Genomic DNA, 22,475 nt, shown 5'->3' on the forward strand with positions numbered 1-22,475 from the left:
GAAGTTGGACAATTTGTTTATTTTTGCAGGAATTATGAGTATAAAAGTTAAAAACCCTAAGGATTCGTTCACCATCATGAATGAACTGGTATTGCCAAATGACACCAATACCTTAAACAACTTAATGGGTGGCAGATTACTGCACTGGATGGATATCGCTGCGGCAATTTCTGCGCAAAAACATTGTAACCGGATTGTTGTTACTGCTTCTGTAGATAATGTTTCTTTTAAACAGGCCATCAAACTTGGAGATGTGATCACCATTGAAGCCAAGGTTACCCGTGCCTTCAACACCTCAGTAGAGGTCCGTCTGGATGTATGGGCAGAAAACATTCCTTCGGGCAGCAGGGTAAAATCCAATGAGGCTTATTATACTTTTGTTGCCGTGGATCAAAGTGGAAGGACCATTCCTGTGCCAGAGCTGGTACCAGAAAGTGCAGAAGAAACAGAATTGTTTGAAGGAGCGTTAAGACGCAGGCAATTGCGTTTGATTCTGGGCGGAAAAATGAAACCAAATGATGCCCTGGAATTGAAAGCCTTATTTTTTAAAGAATAAACCAACAGGAGTTTAAAATATGACCACCTATACAACACTCATCATATTAAGCGGCCTGGTCATATTTTCATACCTTTTTGACCTGGTAGCAAGTAAAACAAAACTTCCATCGGTCCTGCTGCTCCTGCTGTTGGGCATCGGCTTGAGGCTGCTGGTAGACAAGCTTAATGTACATCCCTATGATTTCATGGGCATTTTACCTGCGCTTGGAACTGTCGGTTTGATCCTTATTGTTTTTGAAGGCTCCCTGGAACTCAAGTACGACCGGCACAAGAATAAAATTATTAAAGGGGCCTTTCTTTCTGCACTGTTTATCCTCATTGCGACCGTATCGGTCATTACCTTTATCATTTACCAGATTACCGGAAGAGACTTGTACATCTGTTTTACAAATGCCATCCCTTTTAGTGTCATCAGTTCTGCAATTGCCATTCCTTCGGCCGCAGCCCTGAGCGGCAAGGGCAAGGAATTCATCATTTATGAATCTTCCTTTTCGGATATCCTGGGCATTATTCTGTTTAATTTTGCCATATCCAATCCCAATATTTCCATCTCTTCTTTTACCGGACTGGGCATCAGCACTCTGCTAATTCTGGTTTGCTCGGCCATTTCCTGCATCCTGCTGTTGTACCTGATGGGAAGGTTGTCGCATCACATTAAATTTTTCCTGATCATTTCCATTCTGATCCTGGTCTATGCCATCGGACAATCCTATCATTTGTCTTCCCTGGTCCTGATCCTGTCTTTCGGACTTTTCCTGAACAATGCAGATGCAATAGAACATGCCTGGTTCAGGGGGATTTTTATTTACAAGAACCTCTCCAACGACCTGACCCAATTGTACCAGCTTTCGGCCGAGAGTGCTTTTATCATCCGTACCTTCTTTTTTGTCATTTTTGGTTTCACCATGAACATTTATGACCTGAACAATATAGACATCCTCGCCAACGGCCTTTTTATACTGGCCTCTATTTTTATCATCCGCTTTTTGTACCTGAAAATTTTCAGAAAGGAAAACAGCGGTGCAGAGACTTTTATTGCACCAAGGGGGCTCATTAGTATCCTGCTGTATTTTAACCTGCCTGCCAGCCTTAAAATACCACAGGTAGGCCCTGCATTTCTATTTATGGTGGTACTGGGTTCCAGTCTGATCATGAGCATCGGTTTGTTGTCCAGTAAAAAAACACCTAAAATAGCAGAGCCGGAAAAATAGTAGTTTTTCCGGCCCGGTAATTATTTTTGCACAAAAACTAAAGGTTTAACTGCCCATTTCCAGAATTTTGTCAAACTCTTCGGCTTTAAGTTTCATCACCGATAAGCGGCCCTGTCTGACCAGTGAAATATCTTTAAGGCTTTCTTCCGCTTTGATCTGTTCAAGGGTAACCGGATGCTTCAGCGCTTCAACAGGCGCAAGGTCCACCACCACCCAGTTGGCATCATCAGTCGTTGGGTCCTGATAGTATTCCTTCACCACTTTGGCTATGCCCACCACATGTTTGCCCTCATTGCTATGGTAAAAAAGAACCAGGTCTCCTTCCTTCATTTCTTTCAGGTTATTACGGGCCTGGTAATTGCGTACGCCATCCCAAAAAGTCCGGCCATCCTGATTAAATTTTTCCCAGCTGTATTTAAAAGGTTCTGATTTGACTAACCAATATTGCGTATTCTTCATCTTTAAAATTTTCTTTTAAAATTTCCCCAAGCCGCTGCTGACCCTGCAAAGCTGCAATCCTATGGGGCTACTGTTGCAAAAATAGCAAACTCCGGCTAACCTGAACTATATTTTTGCAGGCCATTGCTGCTTAAAGCACTGAAGCATCCTTATGGTACCTGCTCCGGTACTCCAGTGGCGAAAGTCCTGTAATTTTTTTAAACGTTTGCCGGAAAGCTTTCTGATCGGCATACCCCACAGCGTACATCACTTCTGTAATGTTTTTAGCCCCGTTTTCGAGTTCTTTTTTAGCCACCTCTACCCTTACCCGTTGCAAGTACTCGGCAGGTGTATTTCCTGTAGCTTTGATAAAACGCCGGTCAAAATTCCGTCTGCTTATCGAAAAGCGTTCCGCAAGTTCAGCGGCTGAGAACAACTGCTGCGGATGTCCCTCAATCAGGGCCTGTGCTTTTTTGACCACCTGGTCATCGTGCCCTTTCTGACCGGTAAAAATAGTAAAGGGCGACTGGCTGTGGCGGTCTATGTCCACCTGTAAAATTTTAGAGCAGTAAATGGCGGTTTTCCGGTCATAGTATTTTTCAACCAGGTACAGCAAAAGGTTCAGAAAAGAAAAAGCCCCTCCATTGGTATAAATACCTTGTTCATCTGTAATGAGCTGTTCGGTCTGAAGATGCACCTTTGGAAACATTCCTTTAAACTGACCAGCAGCAATCCAATGCGTAGAACAATTTTTACCATCCAGCAGGCCAGTTGCCGCCAACATAAAAGCGCCCGTGCAGATGCTGGCAATTTCGGCCCCACCCAGGTATTGCTCCTTTAACCAGTCAATCAGCGCGGTGTTCAGTTTTAAAGATTTGATGTAGTCGCGGTTCAGGGCCGGGATAATGATCAGGTTTGTCTTGGTAATGGCCGAAATATGGGTATGCGGCTGAACAACAAATAAGCCATCATACAATTCAACCCGTTGGGACAAGCCTGCCAGCTGCACTTTAAATACAGCTTTGTTGCCAAGACTTTCCCAGTATTCATTTGCCCTGTTGAATACTTTAAAGGAGCCAATCATGCTGCTCAGGTTATTTTGTCCGTCCGGAACCACAATGGTAAGGTGTAACATGCTGTTTAATTTTTAATTAAAATTAAACAATAAGCTTGTCCATATCAACCCCCCGTGCCGTCCAAATATACTCCCGGAACCAGCACTTTCAACACCCTTTTTATAAAATTCATAACAGTAATACATCAGATGGTCAAGGTCATACAAAAGAAATAAAGATATCTTCACATATAGATATAAAAACATATTTACATAAAAAAAGCATCCTGAAATTGTTCAGGATGCCTTTAACAAATGATTAAAAGGAATTTTATCCTTTAGGGTCCAGTGCATTTTCAATCCTGTCGGAAAGGTCCTGCAAATGGTACTTGCTCAAACCTGAAGCCTGAGGGATCGCGCTTTTAAGCGTAGCATTCAATTCCCTTAACTGGGCTTTTACCACAGAAAGCACATCGTTCTGCGAAGCACTCAGTTTTGTGGAAACAGGTGTAGCTCTTCTGCCACCGGTAAATGCAGCAGCTGTAGCCGTAACAGGTGCCGGTTTAAGGATCAGCACCAGTTTTTCTACATAGGCCTTTTGCAGGTTACGACGGTAAACATCAATGTTCTGATTGCCTTTCAGCTCTGAGAAAACAGACGACTGAAGGTCTGCAAAAAGGTCACTGATTTTATAAGCAGCTGCACCATCTGTGGCTTCTGCCGAGATTAGCTTGCTTAAAGTGTTTACGCTCAACAGTCTGCTCAGTACAGGTGCCTGCAGTTTATTGATTACTTCCAGTGGATCTGTTCCTGTGTTGTCCAGAATCTGTTTGTCCAGTAACCAGGAAGGCGTACTGAATAAATTCCTTTCCAGGAAAGTCATGGCTTCCTTCTGTGTTGCCGCAGGGGTTCTTTCATAAACAGCACCTGCTTGTTCTACCGTTTTGGGGGTTTCATAAATACCGCCTACATTTTTGGCCACATGCCCCATATAACGCCCAAACTGGGTGGTCAGCTGTCCGTACATGTTTTCCAGGTTATCATAACCTTCATTATTGGTTTTGGTCCATTCAGGAAGTTTAGCCAGGATCACCTTTAAATTTTTAATCCCGTATTCGCTAGCTTTCATGGCATTGTCACCCAGGTCCTCATTCTGTGAACGCGGGTCATCCGGATTGGTTTCTGTTCCAAACCACAGCCTTTTGTTCTGCAGTTTTTCTATGGTCAGCTTGTTGAGTACCGGCACTTCTGCATCCGGTGTTTTGGCATCCGGCAACAACTTATAACCCCATTCTATCGCCCATTTGTCGTAATCACCAATTCTTGGATAAATGCCTTTCGGGGAAATCTTATCTTCAGGCTGCGCTACATAGTTAAACCGGGCATAATCCATAATGGAAGGTGTATGTCCATTGGCTTCTACAAATGCTTTATCCCTTAATTTCTCTACAGGGACAGTAGAACTGGAACCATAATTATGACGCAGGCCAAGGGTATGTCCAACTTCATGTGAAGAGACAAAACGGATCAGGTCTCCCATCAGTTCATCACTGAACTCCATTTTACGTGCCCTTGGATCAATTGCCGCAGTCTGGATCATATACCAGTCGTGTACCAGCTTCATCACATTGTGGTACCAGTTGATGTGGCTTTCTATAATCTCACCACTTCTTGGATCGGCAATGCTTGGTCCGCTGGCATTGGCAATTTCAGAGGGTTTGTATACAATAGCAGAATGCGTGGCATCGTCCAGGCTCCAGGTGGAATCCTGTTTGGCACTTGGGGCTTCTTTTGCCTGAATCGCATTTTTAAAGCCTGCTTTTTCAAAAGCTTTTTGCCAGTCGTTTACGCCCGCAATCAGGTAAGGGATCCATTTTTTTGGTGTCGCCGGATCAATATAAAAAACAATGGGTTTTGCCGGTTCTACCAGCTCTCCGCGTTTGTATTTGGCCAAATCTCCTGGTTTAGGCTCCAGTCTCCATCTTTTTACAATTTCTACTTCTTTAACGCCCTGAGGGTTCAGGTCGAAATCTGTATAGCCCACTGCAAAAAATCCTACACGCGGATCAAAATACCTGGCCTTCATTGGAACCTTTGGCAAAATCACCAAAGAGGTATTCAGTTCTACAGTAGAAGAACCTGTTGCGCCACCACCCATCATCGGTGAAGGGGCAGCTGCACCAAAAGGAGAAGGTGCTGCAGCCAGTGCATAAGTTTTAACCGTGGTAATCTCTACGTTTTTCGGGAAACTGCGAACATTGAGGATATAACTTTTATCGGCCTGTTGCGCGCCCAGTCTCAACTGACTTTTCATTTGGGAAGAACCAAAATAAAAAATCTCATTGTCACTGTTGATGTAATCGGTCATGTCAATGACACTGCTTTTTTTATCAGGGCCGTAGGCAGCCACGTTAAAAGAAGCTGCAATGGCCTGTATATTGGAATTCTGCAGGGAACGGTACATGGCCGTCGTGCTGTCAGGCCCGTAAGTACGGTAAGAAAGTTTACGCATAAAAATGCGGTTATTCGGTCCTTTTTCAAAGCGGATCACACTGCTGCCAATCTGATCGCCTGCGTATCCTGAGGCAGAACGCACCTCGGCCCCTGCTTTGGAAATCCGGTTCACCACCAGAATTTCACGCCCCAAAGTAGAATCGGCCAGTTCAAAAAAGAATTTATCTTCCACTTTGTGTGTAGTGATCATCCCTTTTCGGGTAATGGCCTTATCGGTGATGACCGAGGCATAAGGCTTGGGTGTTGCTTTTACAGCGCCAAAGGCCCCCGGAGCCCTTCTGCTGGTATCACTGGAAGCCTGAGCGGACATCGGCCTGTTTTGTGCATTAGCCATAGAAAGACAGGCCAGTGCTACTGCCGGTAAGAGTAGAGTTTTTTTCATCTGTTTTGGTTTATCGTTTTTTTTGTCAGATGGAACCGTTGATATTTGTCTTAAACATTTCCTGGCGGGATTTAATATTTCAGACCAGGTACATCGGTTTCATGAACAAGAATAAGTTTAGTTAAAGGACAAATATAATGGCTTCAAACACTCCGGAGCCGCTTTCTGTATAACTTTGCAGTTACATAAGCTTATTGAGCCCTTGTTTCTGCAAAAAAGAAACTTATTCTTCTGAAAAAAAGAAAAAAATCAATGAATCATCCTGAACAGCAACTCCTTAAGAAGTTCGCCTTCGGTGGTATTCCCTGTGCTGTCGACCCCTTTACTTTTCAGGTCGTACTCCCGCAACAGGCTAATGATGTCAAAGGTTTTATTCAGGTGATAGGTCCTGGCAGCCATTTCATAATCCTTTACAAAATAAGGATTAACGCCCAGCTCTTTTGCTGCGTCATTTTTGTTGGGCAGGTAATGGTATTTAAGGATTTTTGTAAAATAGGAATTCAGATTGGCCATAATCATCACCATCGGATTGGCTTTGGGGTTATCGGCAAAATAGTTAACGATTTGATTGCATTTGAGTACATCTCTTGCTGCCAATGCCTTTTGCAGCTCAAAGACATTGTATTCTTTGCTAATTCCAATATTCCTTTGCACCAGGTCTGTGTCAATTGTGGTTTCCCTGGTGATATTGAGCAAAAGCTTTTCTATTTCATTGGCGATTTTGGAAAGGTCCGCACCCAGATATTCGGCCATCAGGGCCGAGGCCTGCGGGGCAATTTTATATCCTTTTTCTTTTACCAGTTCATCTATCCACTGGGCCAGCTTATAATCCCTTACCGGATCTGACTGAAAAACCAGACCCGATTTGGAAATGGATTTGAAAAGTTTTTTACGCTTGTCAAAATTCGCATACTTATAGCCCAGCACCAGAATGGTCGATGCAAGAGGGTTATCAAAATAACTTTGCACAAACTCGGCCTGTTTACTGCTGCCCTCTGTTTCTTTGCTCCATTTCAGGTCCTGTGCCTCTTTGACCACAATAAGCTGATAATCGGACATCATCGGATAGCGCTTGGCCGCATTCATAATGGTGGCCATATCCGTGTCTTTACCATACAATACCGTCTGGTTAAAGCCCTTTTCCATTTCATTGAGTACATGTTCTTCCATGTAATCAATAATCTGGTCTATGTAATAAGGTTCTTCACCATGCAGTAAATAAACAGGCTTAAACTTTTTGGCTTTGAGGTCTTTGATAATATCTGCTGCAGTCATATAATTATCCAAATGTAACGGCTAAAAACTAAATATTAAAGGTTATTTTTGCACAAATGGCATTTACTCCGACACAACTGAACCTTCCGGCCTATCCTTTTAAAATCACCAGAAAACAGGAGCAGTATTTTATTTTCGACGAAATACGAAAAAAACACCTGGTCCTCACACCGGAAGAGTGGGTAAGACAGCACTTTATCCAGTACCTGATCCTGGAAAAAAAATTCCCCAGGTCACTGATCCAAATCGAAGGCGGACTCCAGCTCAACAAACTTCAAAAAAGAACGGACCTGGTTATTTACAATACCAGTGGCCAGCGGCTTATGATTATTGAATGCAAAGCTCCCACGGTTAAAATGAGCCAGGCCGTGTTTGACCAGGCGGCAAGATATAATTCTGTACACAAGGCCAAATGGCTGGTCATTACCAATGGTCTGCAGCATTGTTATGCCGTTATCAATCACCTGGAAGGCAGCTTCGCCTTTATACCGGAATTGCCCGAATACCTTGCCCTGTAACCCAGGGAAAATGCCTAAATAGACCCGCCCCCTATTGCCCTGTACAAAGCCACTACTGCACGCCATTGTTCCAGCTGGTCATTTACACCATCAAGTTCCGCGGCAAGCAAACCCTGTTCGGAGCTGAGCACGTCTGTATAATTGGTTGCAGAACTGTATTTTAACAATTTTTTCGTAAAATCCACGGCCTTTTCCAAAGCTGTAATCTGCCGGCGTCTGATCTGGTATTGCTCCACGGCAGTTTCCCAGGCATATAAAGCATTGGATACTTCTTCACCAGCGCTCAGTACAGATTTTTCAAACGTATATAAAGCCTGTTCCTTTAGGGCCAATGCTGTTTTTAACCGGGCCTTGTTCTGGCCCTTGTTCAATACCGGTTGCAAAATACCCGCCGCCACATTTCCAAAAAGACCGGGAGCGGCCAGCCAGTCCCTGAAATTAAAACTGCTGAAGCCACCCGAAGCGGTTAAACTCAGCGAGGGGTAAAAAGCTCTTCTTGCCACATTAGTGTCTTCAAAAGCGGCCCGGTAGGCATACTCGGCCTGTTTCACGTCGGGCCTGTTTTGCAACAACTGGACTGGCATTCCAGCCTGGAGGCGCACATCAAGCTTTTGCCCATCAAGGCTGGACCTTTTGATTTGCCTGGCCGGTCTGGACAATAAAGTACTCAGGGCATTTTCCATTTCACGGATTTGCCTTTTTAACCTGGGGATCGAAGCCTCTGCACTGTACTGATTGGCCTCACTTTGAACTTCCGCCGCACCGTTTACAATATTTGCGGCCATCAACGACTTCATGGCCTTAACATCTTCCTTCCTGTTGACCAGTGTTTTTTCCAAAACCCTAAGCTGCTGGTCCATGGCCAGTAAAGTAAAATAGGCATTGGATATATCTGCGATCAATTGGGTTTGTACTGCTCTTTTGGCCTCCTGCGATTGGAGCAATCTGGCCAGGGCAGCTTTTTTAGCGCTTTTCAGCTTGCCCCAGATATCGGCCTCCCAGCTGGTGTTGACAAACAGGTCATACTGTGTAGAAGAACTTCGCAGGCCAAATCCTTGCGGGAAAGCCAGTTTAGATGCTGTCAATCCTGTTTTTACACTCAAATCAGGTAAAAAAGCAGCCTTGCTTTGCTGCAGGGCCGCATGTGCAATTTCTATTTGTTTTAGGGCTATTTTTAAGTCCAGATTTTTAGCCAGACCCTGGGTAATCAGTGCCCTTAAAAGCGTGTCGGTAAACAATTGCTTCCAGGGTAAGTGGGCAATGGAGGCACTGTCCGGGTTTTCCTGTCCCCGGTAGCTTGCAGGAAAAATCATTTTCGGAGCTACATACTCTTTGGCATTCCGGCAGGAGGAGATCAAAAGGGCCAGAAAAACAATTCCTATATATTTATTCATGTTCATTATTAATTTAAGTGCTGAAATTCAAGCTTTTCGGTTTTGATTTCTTCTGACAATTCTGTTTTTTTACTTCCTGAAATTTTTTCCTGTATGCCCTGAAAAACAACAAAGAGTACGGGAATTACAAATACACCAAACAGGGTTCCGATCAGCATCCCCCCTACAGCGGCCGTACCGATGGAACGGTTACTGATTGCTCCTGCCCCCGAAGCAAACATCAATGGCAGCAAACCAAAAATAAAGGCAAAGGAGGTCATCAGAATAGGTCTTAACCTGGCAACGGCCCCGGCTATGGCCGACTCCACCAGCCCTTTGCCGCTCAGGCGGCTCATTAGGGCAAACTCCACAATCAGGATGGCATTTTTTGCCAGCAGCCCGATGAGCATAATTAAACTGATCTGTAAAAAGATATTGTTGTCCAGTCCAAAGGCCCGGGCAAATAAAAATGCACCGGCCAAACCTATGGGCAGGGAAAGCAATACCGAAAGCGGAAGGATATAACTTTTGTACTGGGCGCTGAGCAGAAAATAAATAAAAAGCAAGCTCAGGATAAAAATCAATAAAGTCTGGCTTCCGCTCGAAATCTCTTCCAGTGTCAGGCCCGAAAATTCAAAGGTATAGCCCTGGGGCAAAGTTTTTGCCGCCACTTCCTGAATCGCCTTAATGGCATCACCCGAGCTATAGCCTTGTTTTGGCGCCCCGTTTACCGAAGCAGCTGTAAAAAGGTTAAAGCGGTTGATGAATTCGGGGCCATAAATCTTCTTCAATTCGATAAATTCTGAAATCGGGGCCATAGTCCCTTTTGCATTCCGGACAAAGATCCTTGCTATGGCTTCCTTATTCATCCGCTGGGAGGCCTCGGCCTGGATCATTACTTTATACTGTTTTCCAAAACGGTTAAAGTCCGAAGCATAAATACCACCCAGATAGCCCTGAAGGGTATTCAATACGGTATTTACTGCAATTCCGGCCTCTTTACATTTTGCCACATTAACCCGGACTTCATACTGCGGAAAACCGGTATTATAGGAAGTGGCTGCATACATGACCTCCGGACGCTGGTTGAGCGCCCCCATAAAACCACCTATCACCTGATTAAAGGCCTGGTAGTTTCCACCAGTCTTATCCTGAAGCTTAAATTCAAACCCATCGTTATTACCAAAACCCTGCAGGGTCGGCGCCGCAAAAAAGATAATACTGGCCCCTTTAATAGCAGCCGTTTTGGCGAAAAGCTGTGCAACAATGCTTTGAATATCCTGTCCCTTTTTGGTCCGCTGTTTCCAGGGTTTAAGGCGGATAAAAATAGCAGCATAGGAACTTCCGGTACCACTCATTAAATCCATTCCGGCCAGACGGGAGGACAGTTCCACTTCAGGAATAGACCTGGCGATGCTGTCGATCTGGTTGGAAATTTTTTCTGTACGTTCCAGCGAGCTGGCCGGCGGCAAGATCACATTTCCATAAATAGAACCACTGTCTTCGTTGGGAACAAATCCGGTTGGTGTGGTTTTGACCAGAAACCAAAACACCAGGCCAAAAAGAACAATTCCGGCAAAAGCAAGCCATTTTCTTTTCATCAGAAAAATAACCGCCTGCTTATACATGGAGGTCATCCGGTTAAAAGCGGCATTAAACCCAGCGTAAAAGCGTTGCATAAAACCTTTTTGGGGTTCCACATGCGCTTCATGTGGTTTTAAAAGCAGGGCACATAAAGCCGGGCTCAATGTTAAGGCATTCACAGCAGAAATCAGAATCGCTACAGCCAGGGTTAAACCAAACTGCTTATAAAATACACCTACAGAACCCGTTACAAAAGTAACCGGGATAAACACCGAAGCCATAATCAGGGTAATGGAAATGATGGCTGTACTGATTTCGCTCATGGCATGCAGGGTCGCTTTTTTTGCAGACTTTGCCCCCTGATCGAGTTTGGCATGTACGGCTTCCACTACGACAATCGCGTCATCTACCACAATACCAATAGCCAGCACCAAGGCAAATAAGGTAAGCAGGTTGATGGTAAAACCAAACAACTTCAGAAAAAAGAAAGTTCCAATAATGGCCACCGGGACCGCTATGGCCGGGATCAGTGTAGAACGAAAATCCTGCAAAAAGATAAACACGACAATAAAAACCAGAATGAAAGCTTCTATAATGGTCGAAACCAACTTGGAAATTGAGGCATCCAGAAATTCATTGGCATTGGTAAATACATTATACTTTATGCCTTTTGGAAAAGTAGCCGAGGCATCGGAAAGGATTTTTTCACAGTGTTTGATGATCTCGTGCGCATTAGAGCCTGCAGTCTGGTTAATGGCCACATAAGGAGATTCGTGCCCCTGGGCAGTCAGGGTACTGGAATAGGTAAATGAGCCCAGGTCAATGGAGGCCACATCTTTTAATTTCAGCACCTGTCCGCTGCCGGCAGATTTTAAAATGATCTCTCCGAATTGTTCGGGTTTTTCCAGCCTGCCTGTATATTTTAAGGTATACTGAAAGGATTGGTTACTGTTTTCCCCGACCTTTCCCGGAGCGGCCTCTATATTCTGTTCTGCAAGCGCCGCCAGCACATCCGATGGAATGAGCCCGTAGGCGGCCATGGCATCGGGCCGGAGCCAGATCCGCATGCTGTAGTCTTTATTTCCATAAACCTGGGCATCTCCAACGCCCTGTACCCTTTTAATCTGCGGAATAATATTAATTCTCAAATAATTATCCAGAAAACGCTGATCGTATTTTCCATCGGCACTATATAGCAGAAAAGAAAACACCTCACTGTTTAACCTTTTACTGGTAGTGATCCCCATTTTGATCACCTCAGCAGGCATCAGACTGGTGGCTTTTGTGATCCTGTTCTGTACATTGATTGCAGCCAGGTCGGGATCGGTACCCTGCTTAAAATTAATGGTAATGTTTGCTGTACCGTCGTTACTGGCCTTAGAGGTCATATAGGTCATATTCTCCACCCCATTGATCTCTTCCTCCAAAGGTACAATTACACTTTTCATGACTACATCTGCGCTGGCCCCCTGATAGGTTGTACTCACTTCTACAGCCGGGGGCGCAATATCGGGGTACTGTGAAATGGGCAGGGAATACAAACCCAGTAGCCCGAGGATGACAATAATGATTGAAATTACCGTCGACAGTACCGGGTTATCTATAAATCTTTTTAACATGATCTTTAAATTTTAGAAGAAGCCAATGGCTCCGTTTTAGACAAAACTGCTTGGATTTGCATGCCGTCTTTCAGAGAACCTGTACCTTCGGTAACCAGATGGTCCCCTGCTTTAAGGCCCTTGGTCACCACATAAAATTCACCGGCAGGAACATCCAGCACCTCTATTTCAGTACTCTTTACTTTTCCCTTAGCATCAACCACAAAAACCATGGTTTTTTCCTGGATTTCATAAGTAGCCTTTGAGGGGATCAGTAAAGCATTTTTAAGCAGCAGCGGGATCCGGATGGTGGCGCTGGCACCGCTCCGCAGCAGGGAAGCCGGATTTGGAAAACTTGCCCTCAGGTTTACGGACCCCGTTTCTGTACTGATCAGCCCGCTTAAGGTTTCCATTTTTCCTTTTTCCGGATAGGTTTTGCCATTGGCCATCAGCAACTGGACCTGAGGAAACTGACGCAGTTTATCGGCCATTGTTTTTCCACTATACTGATCGGCAAGGTCCAGGAATTGTTTTTCATTGAAGGAAAAGTAAGCATAGACCCTGGTGATGTTGGATACAGTGGTCAGCGGCTGGGCCGAACTGCTGCTCACCAGGCTGCCAGTTTTGTAAGGGATGTTCCCCACCACCCCGTCGGCTGGACTGCTGATCAGGGTATAGCTCACATTTGTCCTGGCATTTGCCAGACTGGCCCTGGCCTGAGCCAGAGCGGCTTCCCGGGCATGCTGGTTAAAAGAGGCCTGTTTAAGTTCATAAGGGCTAATGATTCCTTCCTTTACCAGAGGGGCTGTTTTTTCGACCTGTACTTTTGCGGTATTGAGTTCGGCCTCTGCATTTTTTATAGCTGCTGAAGCGGTTTTAATTTCCTGCTCATACTGCGGCGCACTGATCCTGAACAAAGCTTGCCCCTTTTTCACTGCGGCACCTTCATCTACAAAAATCTGTTCTACAAAACCATCCACTTTGGGCCGGATCTCTATATTTTGCTGCCCCTGAATGTTTGCGGGGTAATCGCTGTTGATGGTGGCATCATGTGTTTCAACCTGCATGACAGGGTAGGCTGCAGCCGAGGCCTGTTCTGCAGGGGGCTGTCCGGATCCGCAGGCCACAAGCAATAACAGACTGAGGATCAATGAAGGTAACTTTACTGAATTCATATTTAAGGTGTTATTTTTTTAACAAAAGGATCCCCTTCCGCCCTAAACCACAGGTTCGGACAAAAAACTAAAGGATCACGAATAAAATTTTTGGTTTAAAAAGGGTGTAGAATTATTTAGTTCATTAAAAATGTTTTTTGGGTGTCTTAATCATAAGCAAAGTTAAGTGTTTTCTTAATAAAACAAGTTAAAACTTGTTTTATCAGATTAAGCAGACAAAGGCATTAAAATCAATGTGCCAGGGACAAAAAAAAGCGGGTTAAGGACTTTATCCTTAACCCGCTGCTTTATGATTTAAAATAACTAGCCCATCAATACAGAAAGACTTTCTTCAATAATTCTGATTTTCGATTCTGCATCAGCCTGCTTGTTGCGTTCGTTTTGGATTACCTCTGCTTTGGCATTTTGAACAAAACGCTCATTGCCCAGTTTGGCGTTTACAGATTTCAGGAAACCCTGAAGGTAAAGCAATTCTGCATTTAAACGTTCTTTTTCTGCTTCCACATCTATGGTTTCATTAAGCTGGATAAAGAATTCATCATTTCCAACCATAAAACTTGCTGCACCGGCAATTTTATCATTTACAAATTCAGCTTCGCTGATATTGGCCAGTTTAAACACGATGTTTAACCATTTTTCATAATCCAGTCCGGAGTTGACTTTAAGGTTTAAAGGCAGGGCTTCTTTTGGTGAAATCTGTTTGCTGTTCCTCACGTTCCGGATCTCTGCAACAACTTGTTTAATCACCTCCACATCTTTCAGGACCTGTGCATCTGCAGGATCAAAAGTCGGATAGGGTGCCACAATAATACAATCCATTTCTCCTTTTTCTCCAAACAACTCATCGTGATACAATTCTTCTGTTAAAAAAGGCATAAAAGGATGCAGCAATTTCAGTAAACGTTCGAAGAAATCGACAGTAGCTTTTAAAGAAGCCGCATCTATAGGTTGCTGGTAAGCAGGTTTTACCATTTCCAGGTACCAGGCACAGAAATCGTCCCAAACCAGCTTATAAGTGGCCATTAAAGCCTCAGACAAGCGGTATTGTTTAAAGTTATCCTCAATTTCGGCCAGGGCTTCGTTCAAACGGTTTTCAAACCAGGCAATCGCCTGTCCGTTCGGGTTCCCGAGGTTTTCATCGACTTCCCAACCCTTAACCAAACGGAACGCATTCCATACTTTATTGGCAAAATTTCGTCCTTGTTCGCAATAGCTTTCATCAAACATCAAATCGTTTCCAGCCGGAGAACACAAAAGCATCCCAACCCTTACCCCATCAGCGCCGTATTTTTCAATCAGGCCAATCGGATCAGGAGAGTTCCCAAGGGATTTGGACATTTTTCTGCCCAATTTATCTCTTACAATTCCGGTCAGGTAAACATTTGTAAATGGTTTTTTACCCATAAACTCATGCCCGGCCATAATCATACGGGCCACCCAAAAAAACAGGATTTCCGGCGCGGTCACCAGGTCATTGGTCGGATAATAATAACTGATGTCTTTGTTGCCCGGGTTTTTCAGCCCATCAAATACAGAAATTGGCCACAACCAGGCAGAAAACCAGGTATCCATTACATCCGGATCCTGTTTTACAAAAGGCTCCAACTGGTGTTTAAATCCGGCAATTTCTTCGGCAGTAAAACTATTGTCTTTATCTTTTAATTTCAGGAATTCTTCCAGCGCTTCGGCTTTGGTTTTGGCCACCACCCAGTTTCCTTCATGGTCATACCAGGCCGGAATTTGCTGCCCCCACCAAAGCTGCCGGCTGATGTTCCAATCCCTTACATTTTCCATCCAGTGGCGGTAGGTGTTCACAAACTTTTCGGGAATCAGTTTGACCTCCCCGTTCAGAACATCTTCCAGTGCCGGCTTGGACAACTGGTCCATTTTACAGAACCACTGCATAGACAATTTTGGTTCAATGGCTGCATCTGTACGTTCTGAGAAACCCACCTGCGATTTATAGTCTTCGACTTTTTCCAGGTGTCCCGCTTCATCCAGCAGCACGGCAATCTTTTTTCTCGCTGCAAAACGGTCTTCACCAACCAGAATCACAGCCAGTTCATTTAAAGTACCATCGTCATTTAAAATATCAATAACAGGCAGTTTATGTTTTACCCCCAATTCATAATCGTTCAAATCATGCGCCGGGGTTACTTTTAAACAACCTGTACCAAAATCCATGGTCACATAGTCATCCTGGATCACCGGAATTTCACGGTTAATCAGCGGAACAAATACTTTTTTACCTTTCAGGTGTGCATACCGCTCATCATTCGGATTAACACATACCGCTGCATCTGCCATAATAGTTTCCGGACGCGTGGTGGCGATGGTCAGAAAATCTTCCGAGCCTGAAATGGTGTATTTAATATAATATAATTTCTGATTGACTTCTTTACGGATCACCTCTTCATCAGAAACGGCTGTTTTTCCGGCAGGGTCCCAGTTAACCATACGGATCCCCTTATAGATCCATCCTTTTTTATACAAATGGATAAAGCTGTCGATCACCGAATCGGAAAGGTCATTTTCCATGGTAAAGCGGGTCCTGTCCCAGTCACAACTGGCACCCAGTTTTTTCAGCTGCTCGAGGATAATGCCGCCGTATTTCTCTTTCCACTCCCAGGCGTAGGCTAAAAACTCTTCCCGGCTGAGGTCTTCCTTACGGATTCCTTTTTCCTTCAGCATGGCCACCACTTTTGCCTCGGTTGCAATAGAAGCATGGTCGGTTCCGGGTACCCAGCAGGCATTTTTTCCCTGCATCCGGGCCTTGCGGATCAGTACATCCTGTATGGTATTGTTGAGCATATGCCCCATGTGCAGCACCCCGGTGACATTTGGAGGAGGAATGACAATCGTATAAGGTTCGCGTTCATCCGGCTCGGAATGAAAAAACTTTTTGGAAAGCCAGTAACTGTACCATTTGTCTTCGGCTGCAGCCGGGTCGTATTTTGTAGAAATGCTCATTATATAGGAAAAAATATCAGTTTGAGTTGCAAAAATAAAGAAAAAAAAACTGCGGGGGTAATGCCCCCGCAGTTTTCTTTATTTCAGGTTCTGCATAAAATAGTCGGTGACTTTCTGGTACAAATGTGCCCGGTCTTTTCCAAGCACATTGTGCTCATGTCCGGGATAAATCATATAATCGAGCTGAATACCTTTATCAACCGCACTTTTAACCAGTGAAACCGTATTTTGTTGCAAAACCACGGGGTCCTGCAAGCCATGTATCAACAGGAGTTTTCCCTGCAGATTACCAATTTTACGGGTCAGGTCAGTTGCGGCAAAGCCTTCCGGGTTTTCCGCCGGGGTGTCCATATATCGTTCTGTATACATCACTTCATACAAATTCCAGTTGATCACCGGACCACCTGCCACAGCAGCTTTGAAAACCCCAGGATGATTGAGCATAAAATCGACCGTATTGAAGCCACCGAAGCTCCAGCCAAATAAACCCATTCTTCCTGCATCTACATAAGGCAGGCTTTTCAGATGGTTTACCGCGCTCATCATGTCTTCCATTTGCACATCGCCCACTCGGCGGAACATGGACTGTTCAAAGGCCCTGCCCCTGTTGTCGCTGCCCCTTACATCAATGGTCAGCACCACATAACCCTGCTGGGCCATATACCTAAACCAGTAATCACCCGCTCCGGCATTCCAGCTACTGGTGATCAGTTGTGCATGGGAACCGCCATACCAGTACACCACAACCGGGTATTTTTTGGTGCTGTCGTAACCCACAGGTTTATACAGGCTGCAGTACAAGGCATCGCCTTTAACGCTTTTAATGGTAAAAATATCTGATTTAGAGGTGTTGTATGCTGCAAGCGGATTTTCTGCCTGCAATAAGGTTTTGGATTTATCGGTTAAAACTTCTGTCAGGGCAATAGTCCTTGGATCATCTGGCGTGCTGTAATTGTCTATCACGGTTTTTCCCGAGCTGCTTACCTGTGCATTGTGCACTGCAAATCCCTGGGTAATTCTTTTGGAGATTCCTGTTTTTAGGTTTAAAGCATACAGGTTTTTGGTGATTGGTGACTCAGCCGTAGACAGGTAAAAAAGACGTTCCCCTTTTTCATCAAACCCTTTTACCTCCAGCACTTCCCAGGCACCCTGGGTCAGTTGACGGAGCATGCGGCCTTCTGTATTATACAGGTACAAATGGTTCCAGCCATCCCTGTTGCTTTGCCAGATAAATTTCGACGGATCATTTTTTAGAAACAGCACCGGTACCAGGGGCTCCACATACTTATCATCTTTTTCTTCAAAAAGGGTTTTGATCAAAGCACCGCTTGCCGCATCGTACTGGTTTAATTTCATATCGTTCTGACCTCTGTTGAGCAGGGCGATATAAATGTATTTATCGTCAGGGCTCCAGGCAATATTGGTCAGGTACTGATCTGCCGGTGCGCCGGTTTGCAGGTATACCAGGCTACCCTTTTCGGCATTGTACACTCCAACGGTCACTTCATGGCTTTTCCCACCAGCCATCGGGTATTTAATGTTTACATTTTTTGCAGGTATATTGCTCCAGTCTATGATCGGGTAATCGGCCACCATGCTCTGGTCCATGCGGTAAAAGGCCAGTTGCTTTCCGTTATTGCTCCAGAAAGTTCCTTTGCTGATGCCAAACTCATCCCGGTGTACTGAGGATGCATACACCAGGTCTTTACTCCCGTCTTTGGTGACTTGTTTTGACTGACCGTCTTTATCTACAAAAAGATTAAACTGGTCCAGGTAAGCGATATAACTTGCTGAACTACGTTCTACATTGCTTTTTGCAAACAGGGCCGGAGAAATCAGTGTACTGAAACCTTCTTTTGCCGGGTCATAAGCCAGTTTACGGTCCCTCAGGTTCAGGATCCAGCTGCTGCCCTGGTTAAACTGTATGGCCGGCATATTTTTTAGCGTATCCTGTCCGGCGGCCTTTAATTTCTGGTTCAGCTGTTCCAGGCTCAGCAAGGTTTTTTCCTCCTTACTTTTAAAATCACCACTGGTCCAGCTCAGCTGGTTACCTGTACGTTTGGCATAAACATAGTTTTCTGTACCATATATAAACTGGATTTGTGAAAGATTCTGGGGCGCAAGGGTGGTTCTCGCCTGTAACATGGCTTCTTCCATGCTCAGTTTTTTCTCTTGTGCAGCGGCCGTAAAGAGCAGGCCCGTCAAAGGAATACATAAAAGGAATTTCTTCATAATTATAAATTAGCTGGCCAAATGTAGCAATTCTATTTCCTGCTTTCAATAGCCCGGCCGCTTGCCCTGTGATGACCTGTTTATAATATAAATATTCATTTGTACACAATAAAATATGTTAAAATATGTTAATAGTGTATAATAAAGATCAGAACTGTCCTGGTTGTGAAATCCTTGCCACCCGACCTTACCTGATCAGATACCTTAAATATCAAGCTGATGAAATCGCTTAAAGTATTTTCTTTTACCGGTAACCTGATCCGCAAACTGGGTTTAACCCGGCTTTATTACTGGTTCAATAAGTAATATTTTCATTAAACAAGCCATTTGTTTAATTCTTATCCTTAATTTCAGGTTTTTATTTGCACTGAATTAACTTATAAATTCTGACTGTCACGTGCTGCGGGGCTTTTCCCATATGGTGTGGCAGTCCTCATAAAACTAACAGATGAATCCGGCTTGATTAAAATAATCATTAAGCACAGGGGGCTATGATTATTTTAAACATCAAAGGATCCATCTGACAAAATGAAAGAAATAAAAACTAACAGATAAATCCGGCTTGATTAAAATAATCATTAAGCACAGGGGGCTATGATTATTTTAAACATCAAAGGATCCATCTGACAAAATAAAAGAGATAAAAACTAACAGATGAAATTACAAGAACTAAAAAGCTATTTTGCCATGTTGGGTATTGTAGCAGCCAGCTACTCGGCATCCGCCCAGCAGGCACCCGCTAAATTTATAGATCCTGCAAATATGGATCTTAGCGTAAAACCAGGCGACGATTTTTATACCTATGCCAGTGGAACATGGATCAAAAACAATCCTGTCCCGGCAAAAGAAACACGTTGGGGAAGTTTTAATGAACTGCGTGACTTTAATATTAATGCAGTAAAAAGCCTGGTCCAGGAAGCTGCTGCAGATAAATCTGCCCCCGTAGGTTCTGCAAAAAGACGTGTAGGTGATTTTTACACTGCGGCAATGGACAGCCTGACCATAGAAAAACTGGGCTATACACCAATCAAGGCCGATCTGGCAAAAATTAAAAAAATTAAAAACCTTCAGGAGGTTCTCGATGAGGTGATCTATATGCGTACTTCAGGAATTGCAGGACCTATGTTTGGTTTCGGCATTACCCAGGACCGTAAAAATGTAAACAAATACCTGCCTTCTCTTGGACAGGGCGGAACCTCTCTTCCGGACCGCGATTACTATTTAAAAGATGATGCACGTTCGGTAAAAATCCGTGAAGCCTATACCACTTATATGACCACCTTGTTTACCTTAACAGGCAGCAGTCCTGAAGAGGCCAAACAAAAAGCGGCTACGGTGATGGCCATTGAAAAACAATTTGCAGCTGCACAAATGAGCAGACTGGAAATGCGCGATCCTTATAAAACCTATAATAAATTTACGGTTGCAGATTTTTCAAAAACCACCCCTAATTTAAGCTGGTCGGCACTGTTGCCTAAGTTTAAAGTAAACGGACAGGATACCCTGCTGGTTTCTTCACCGAAATTTTTTGCAAGCCTGGATGGCATGCTGGGCAGCATTTCTGTGGCCGACTGGAAAACTTACCTGGAATGGAACCTGCTTAAAGGAAGCGCTTCTTCTTTAAGCTCTCCTTTTGTTAAAGCCAATTTTGCTTTTAACCAGGCACAAACTGGTCAGCGTGTTCAAACACCGAGATGGCAGAGAATGGCTTCATTAACCGACAACAACATTGGTGAACTGCTTGGACAACTTTATGTGGCCAAATATTTTAAACCTGAAGCCAAAGCCCGTATGGAGGAACTGATTAAAAACCTGCGTACTGCTTTTGAAATGAGGATCAAAGGTCTGGAATGGATGAGCCCGGCCACAAAAGAAAAGGCACTGGCTAAATTACATGCCTTTATGCCAAAAATTGGTTATCCGGCAAAATGGAAAAACTATGACGGCCTGGTGATTACGCCAACTACTTATTTCCAAAACCTGCGTAATGCAGATGTATGGAGTTATAACGATATGATCAGCCAGTTGGGTAAACCGGTTGACCGTACCCGTTTTGGAATGACACCTCCAACCGTTAATGCTTATTACAGCCCAACCATGAACGAGATCGTATTCCCTGCCGGAATTCTTCAGTTCCCTTTCTTTGCACCTAATGCAGACGATGCGGTCAACTACGGTGGTATCGGTGCGGTTATCGGCCATGAAATGTCACATGGTTTTGACGACAGCGGCAGCCAGTACGACAAAGACGGAAACCTGCGCAACTGGTGGACTGCAGAAGATAAAGCTAAATTTGAAGCAAAAACCAAAGCTTTGGGCGAACAGTTTGATGCCTATACCGTTCTGGACACCATTCACGTAAATGGTAAACTGACCATGGGTGAAAACATCGGCGACCTGGGCGGCCTGAATGCAGCTTATACCGCTTTCAAATTGACCAAACAAGGTCAATCCAATGAAAAAATTGATGGGTTCACTCCTGATCAGCGCTTCTTCCTGTCCTGGGCACAGGTATGGAGGGGTAATATTTTGCCGGAAAGCGCTGCGCAGCTGATCAAAACCGACCCACATTCTCCGGGTCCGTACAGAACAATTGGTGCTCCTGTGAACATGGACGCCTGGTACGAAGCTTTTGATGTAAAACCTGGTGATAAATTATACAAAAAACCAGAGGACAGGATCCGCATGTGGTAATCCTTTATCCGGATATTTGAAAAGGGAGGTCATATTCAATGACCTCCCTTTTTTTTATTTAAAGAATTTGCATGCGCTTGTTCAGTGCCGAGCGGTAAGCATCTGAAACAGGGACCATTTTATTACTGATGATCAGTGTTCCGCCTTCAATAGTATCTATTTTACCGACATTGACAATAAAGGAGCGGTGAACCCGGAAAAAAATATGCCGGGGCAATTTCAGTTCCGCGGCCTTCAGGGACGAATGAATCGTATAGACCTGTTCTGAAGTATAAATCTTTACATAATCACCCATGGCTTCCATGTACAGGATATCCCAAAGTTTAAGCCTTCGGACCACCCCGGAATCCCGGATAAAGATAAACTCGTCATCTTTATTGCTCAGGGTGATGGTTTTTGTTTTAAATACATTTCTGGCTTTCTCAACGGCCTGCAAAAAGCGGAGCGGCGCAATGGGTTTGGTCAAAAAATCCACCACGTTCAGGTCAAAGGCTTCAGCAGCATAGTCTGTACCGGCCGTGATAAAAATAATAATCGGCCTTTTGCTGCCCAGGCTTTTCACGAGTTCTATGCCATCCATACCCGGCATTTCTATATCCAAAAGTAAAAGGTCTATCTGACCGGCCATAATAGATTTATAGGCCTCAATTGCATCGTGACATTCTCCTGCTAAGGTCAGGGAAGAATCCATACCGACCATTTGCCTGAGGACCATCAGTGCAATTTTGTTGTCATCAACAATTAAGCAGTTCATTTCAACAGGGGTGCTTTCTACTAAAATAATTATAATTCATAAGAAACAGAATAAAAAAATACTTAAAGGGTATACTCAGGCATTTGCCGGGCATTTTTGCCTTTCCACCTAACTTTCATTTTATCCTGATGATCAAGCCCTTAAC

The 22,475-nt window shown here is 44.2% G+C and carries 14 protein-coding genes; 4 read left to right on the forward strand and 10 right to left on the reverse strand.

Annotated features, from left to right (window positions below):
• The first annotated feature begins 34 nt into the window (after window positions 1-34).
• Together B0O44_RS22685 and B0O44_RS22690 are read left to right on the forward strand one after the other, a co-directional pair.
• The gene (locus B0O44_RS22685; protein ID WP_110834495.1) at window positions 35-556 is read left to right on the forward strand and encodes an acyl-CoA thioesterase; all 522 of its coding nucleotides are present in this window, start codon (window positions 35-37) and stop codon (window positions 554-556) included.
• A 19-nt stretch (window positions 557-575) separates the two neighbouring features.
• Entirely contained in the window at window positions 576-1,769 is a 1,194-nt protein-coding gene (locus B0O44_RS22690; RefSeq protein ID WP_110834387.1) for a cation:proton antiporter, read from the forward strand.
• A gap of 45 nt (window positions 1,770-1,814) precedes the next feature.
• Here the strand turns inward: B0O44_RS22690 and B0O44_RS22695 are convergent, their stop codons facing one another.
• The 4 genes from B0O44_RS22695 to holA all read right to left on the reverse strand — a co-directional run bounded on the left by B0O44_RS22695 (window position 1,815) and on the right by holA (window position 7,432).
• Window positions 1,815-2,228, reverse strand: a complete 414-nt coding sequence (locus B0O44_RS22695) for an EVE domain-containing protein (protein ID WP_110834388.1) — start codon at window positions 2,226-2,228, stop codon at window positions 1,815-1,817.
• A gap of 130 nt (window positions 2,229-2,358) precedes the next feature.
• Window positions 2,359-3,342, reverse strand: a complete 984-nt coding sequence (locus tag B0O44_RS22700; protein ID WP_110834389.1) for a GlxA family transcriptional regulator — start codon at window positions 3,340-3,342, stop codon at window positions 2,359-2,361.
• 250 nt (window positions 3,343-3,592) lie between these two features.
• Entirely contained in the window at window positions 3,593-6,157 is a 2,565-nt protein-coding gene (locus B0O44_RS22705; RefSeq protein WP_110834390.1) for a zinc-dependent metalloprotease, read from the reverse strand.
• Window positions 6,158-6,406: 249 nt separating this feature from the next.
• Entirely contained in the window at window positions 6,407-7,432 is a 1,026-nt protein-coding gene (gene holA / locus B0O44_RS22710) for a DNA polymerase III subunit delta (protein ID WP_110834391.1), read from the reverse strand.
• Between the two features lie 56 nt (window positions 7,433-7,488).
• On the opposite strand from holA, the gene B0O44_RS22715 reads away from it, so the two are divergent.
• A complete protein-coding gene (locus tag B0O44_RS22715; protein WP_110834392.1) occupies window positions 7,489-7,950 on the forward strand; it encodes a type I restriction enzyme HsdR N-terminal domain-containing protein in 462 nt (153 codons plus the stop codon).
• A gap of 14 nt (window positions 7,951-7,964) precedes the next feature.
• Here the strand turns inward: B0O44_RS22715 and B0O44_RS22720 are convergent, their stop codons facing one another.
• From B0O44_RS22720 to B0O44_RS22740, 5 genes are all read right to left on the reverse strand, one after another.
• A complete protein-coding gene (locus B0O44_RS22720; protein ID WP_110834496.1) occupies window positions 7,965-9,344 on the reverse strand; it encodes an efflux transporter outer membrane subunit in 1,380 nt (459 codons plus the stop codon).
• A gap of 8 nt (window positions 9,345-9,352) precedes the next feature.
• Window positions 9,353-12,526 carry an efflux RND transporter permease subunit gene (locus B0O44_RS22725; RefSeq protein WP_110834393.1) on the reverse strand — a complete coding sequence of 1,058 codons (3,174 nt, stop codon included), beginning with the start codon at window positions 12,524-12,526 and terminating at the stop codon, window positions 9,353-9,355.
• Between the two features lie 5 nt (window positions 12,527-12,531).
• Window positions 12,532-13,680 (reverse strand): efflux RND transporter periplasmic adaptor subunit, encoded by a 1,149-nt coding sequence (locus B0O44_RS22730; protein ID WP_110834394.1) that lies wholly within the window; start codon window positions 13,678-13,680, stop codon window positions 12,532-12,534.
• Window positions 13,681-13,983: 303 nt separating this feature from the next.
• The gene (locus tag B0O44_RS22735; RefSeq protein WP_110834395.1) at window positions 13,984-16,650 is read right to left on the reverse strand and encodes a valine--tRNA ligase; all 2,667 of its coding nucleotides are present in this window, start codon (window positions 16,648-16,650) and stop codon (window positions 13,984-13,986) included.
• 78 nt (window positions 16,651-16,728) lie between these two features.
• Window positions 16,729-18,882 (reverse strand): S9 family peptidase, encoded by a 2,154-nt coding sequence (locus tag B0O44_RS22740; protein WP_110834396.1) that lies wholly within the window; start codon window positions 18,880-18,882, stop codon window positions 16,729-16,731.
• Between the two features lie 654 nt (window positions 18,883-19,536).
• Here B0O44_RS22740 and B0O44_RS22745 point away from each other — a divergent pair.
• The gene (locus tag B0O44_RS22745; protein WP_110834397.1) at window positions 19,537-21,576 is read left to right on the forward strand and encodes a M13 family metallopeptidase; all 2,040 of its coding nucleotides are present in this window, start codon (window positions 19,537-19,539) and stop codon (window positions 21,574-21,576) included.
• 58 nt (window positions 21,577-21,634) lie between these two features.
• Here B0O44_RS22745 and B0O44_RS22750 read toward each other — a convergent pair whose 3' ends face one another.
• Complete coding sequence (locus B0O44_RS22750) at window positions 21,635-22,330, reverse strand: LytR/AlgR family response regulator transcription factor (protein WP_110834398.1); 696 nt, start codon at window positions 22,328-22,330, stop codon at window positions 21,635-21,637.
• Between the last annotated feature and the right edge of the window lie 145 nt (window positions 22,331-22,475).

This window comes from Pedobacter nutrimenti (genome assembly GCF_003208655.1).
Classification (GTDB): Bacteria; Bacteroidota; Bacteroidia; order Sphingobacteriales; family Sphingobacteriaceae; genus Pedobacter; species Pedobacter nutrimenti.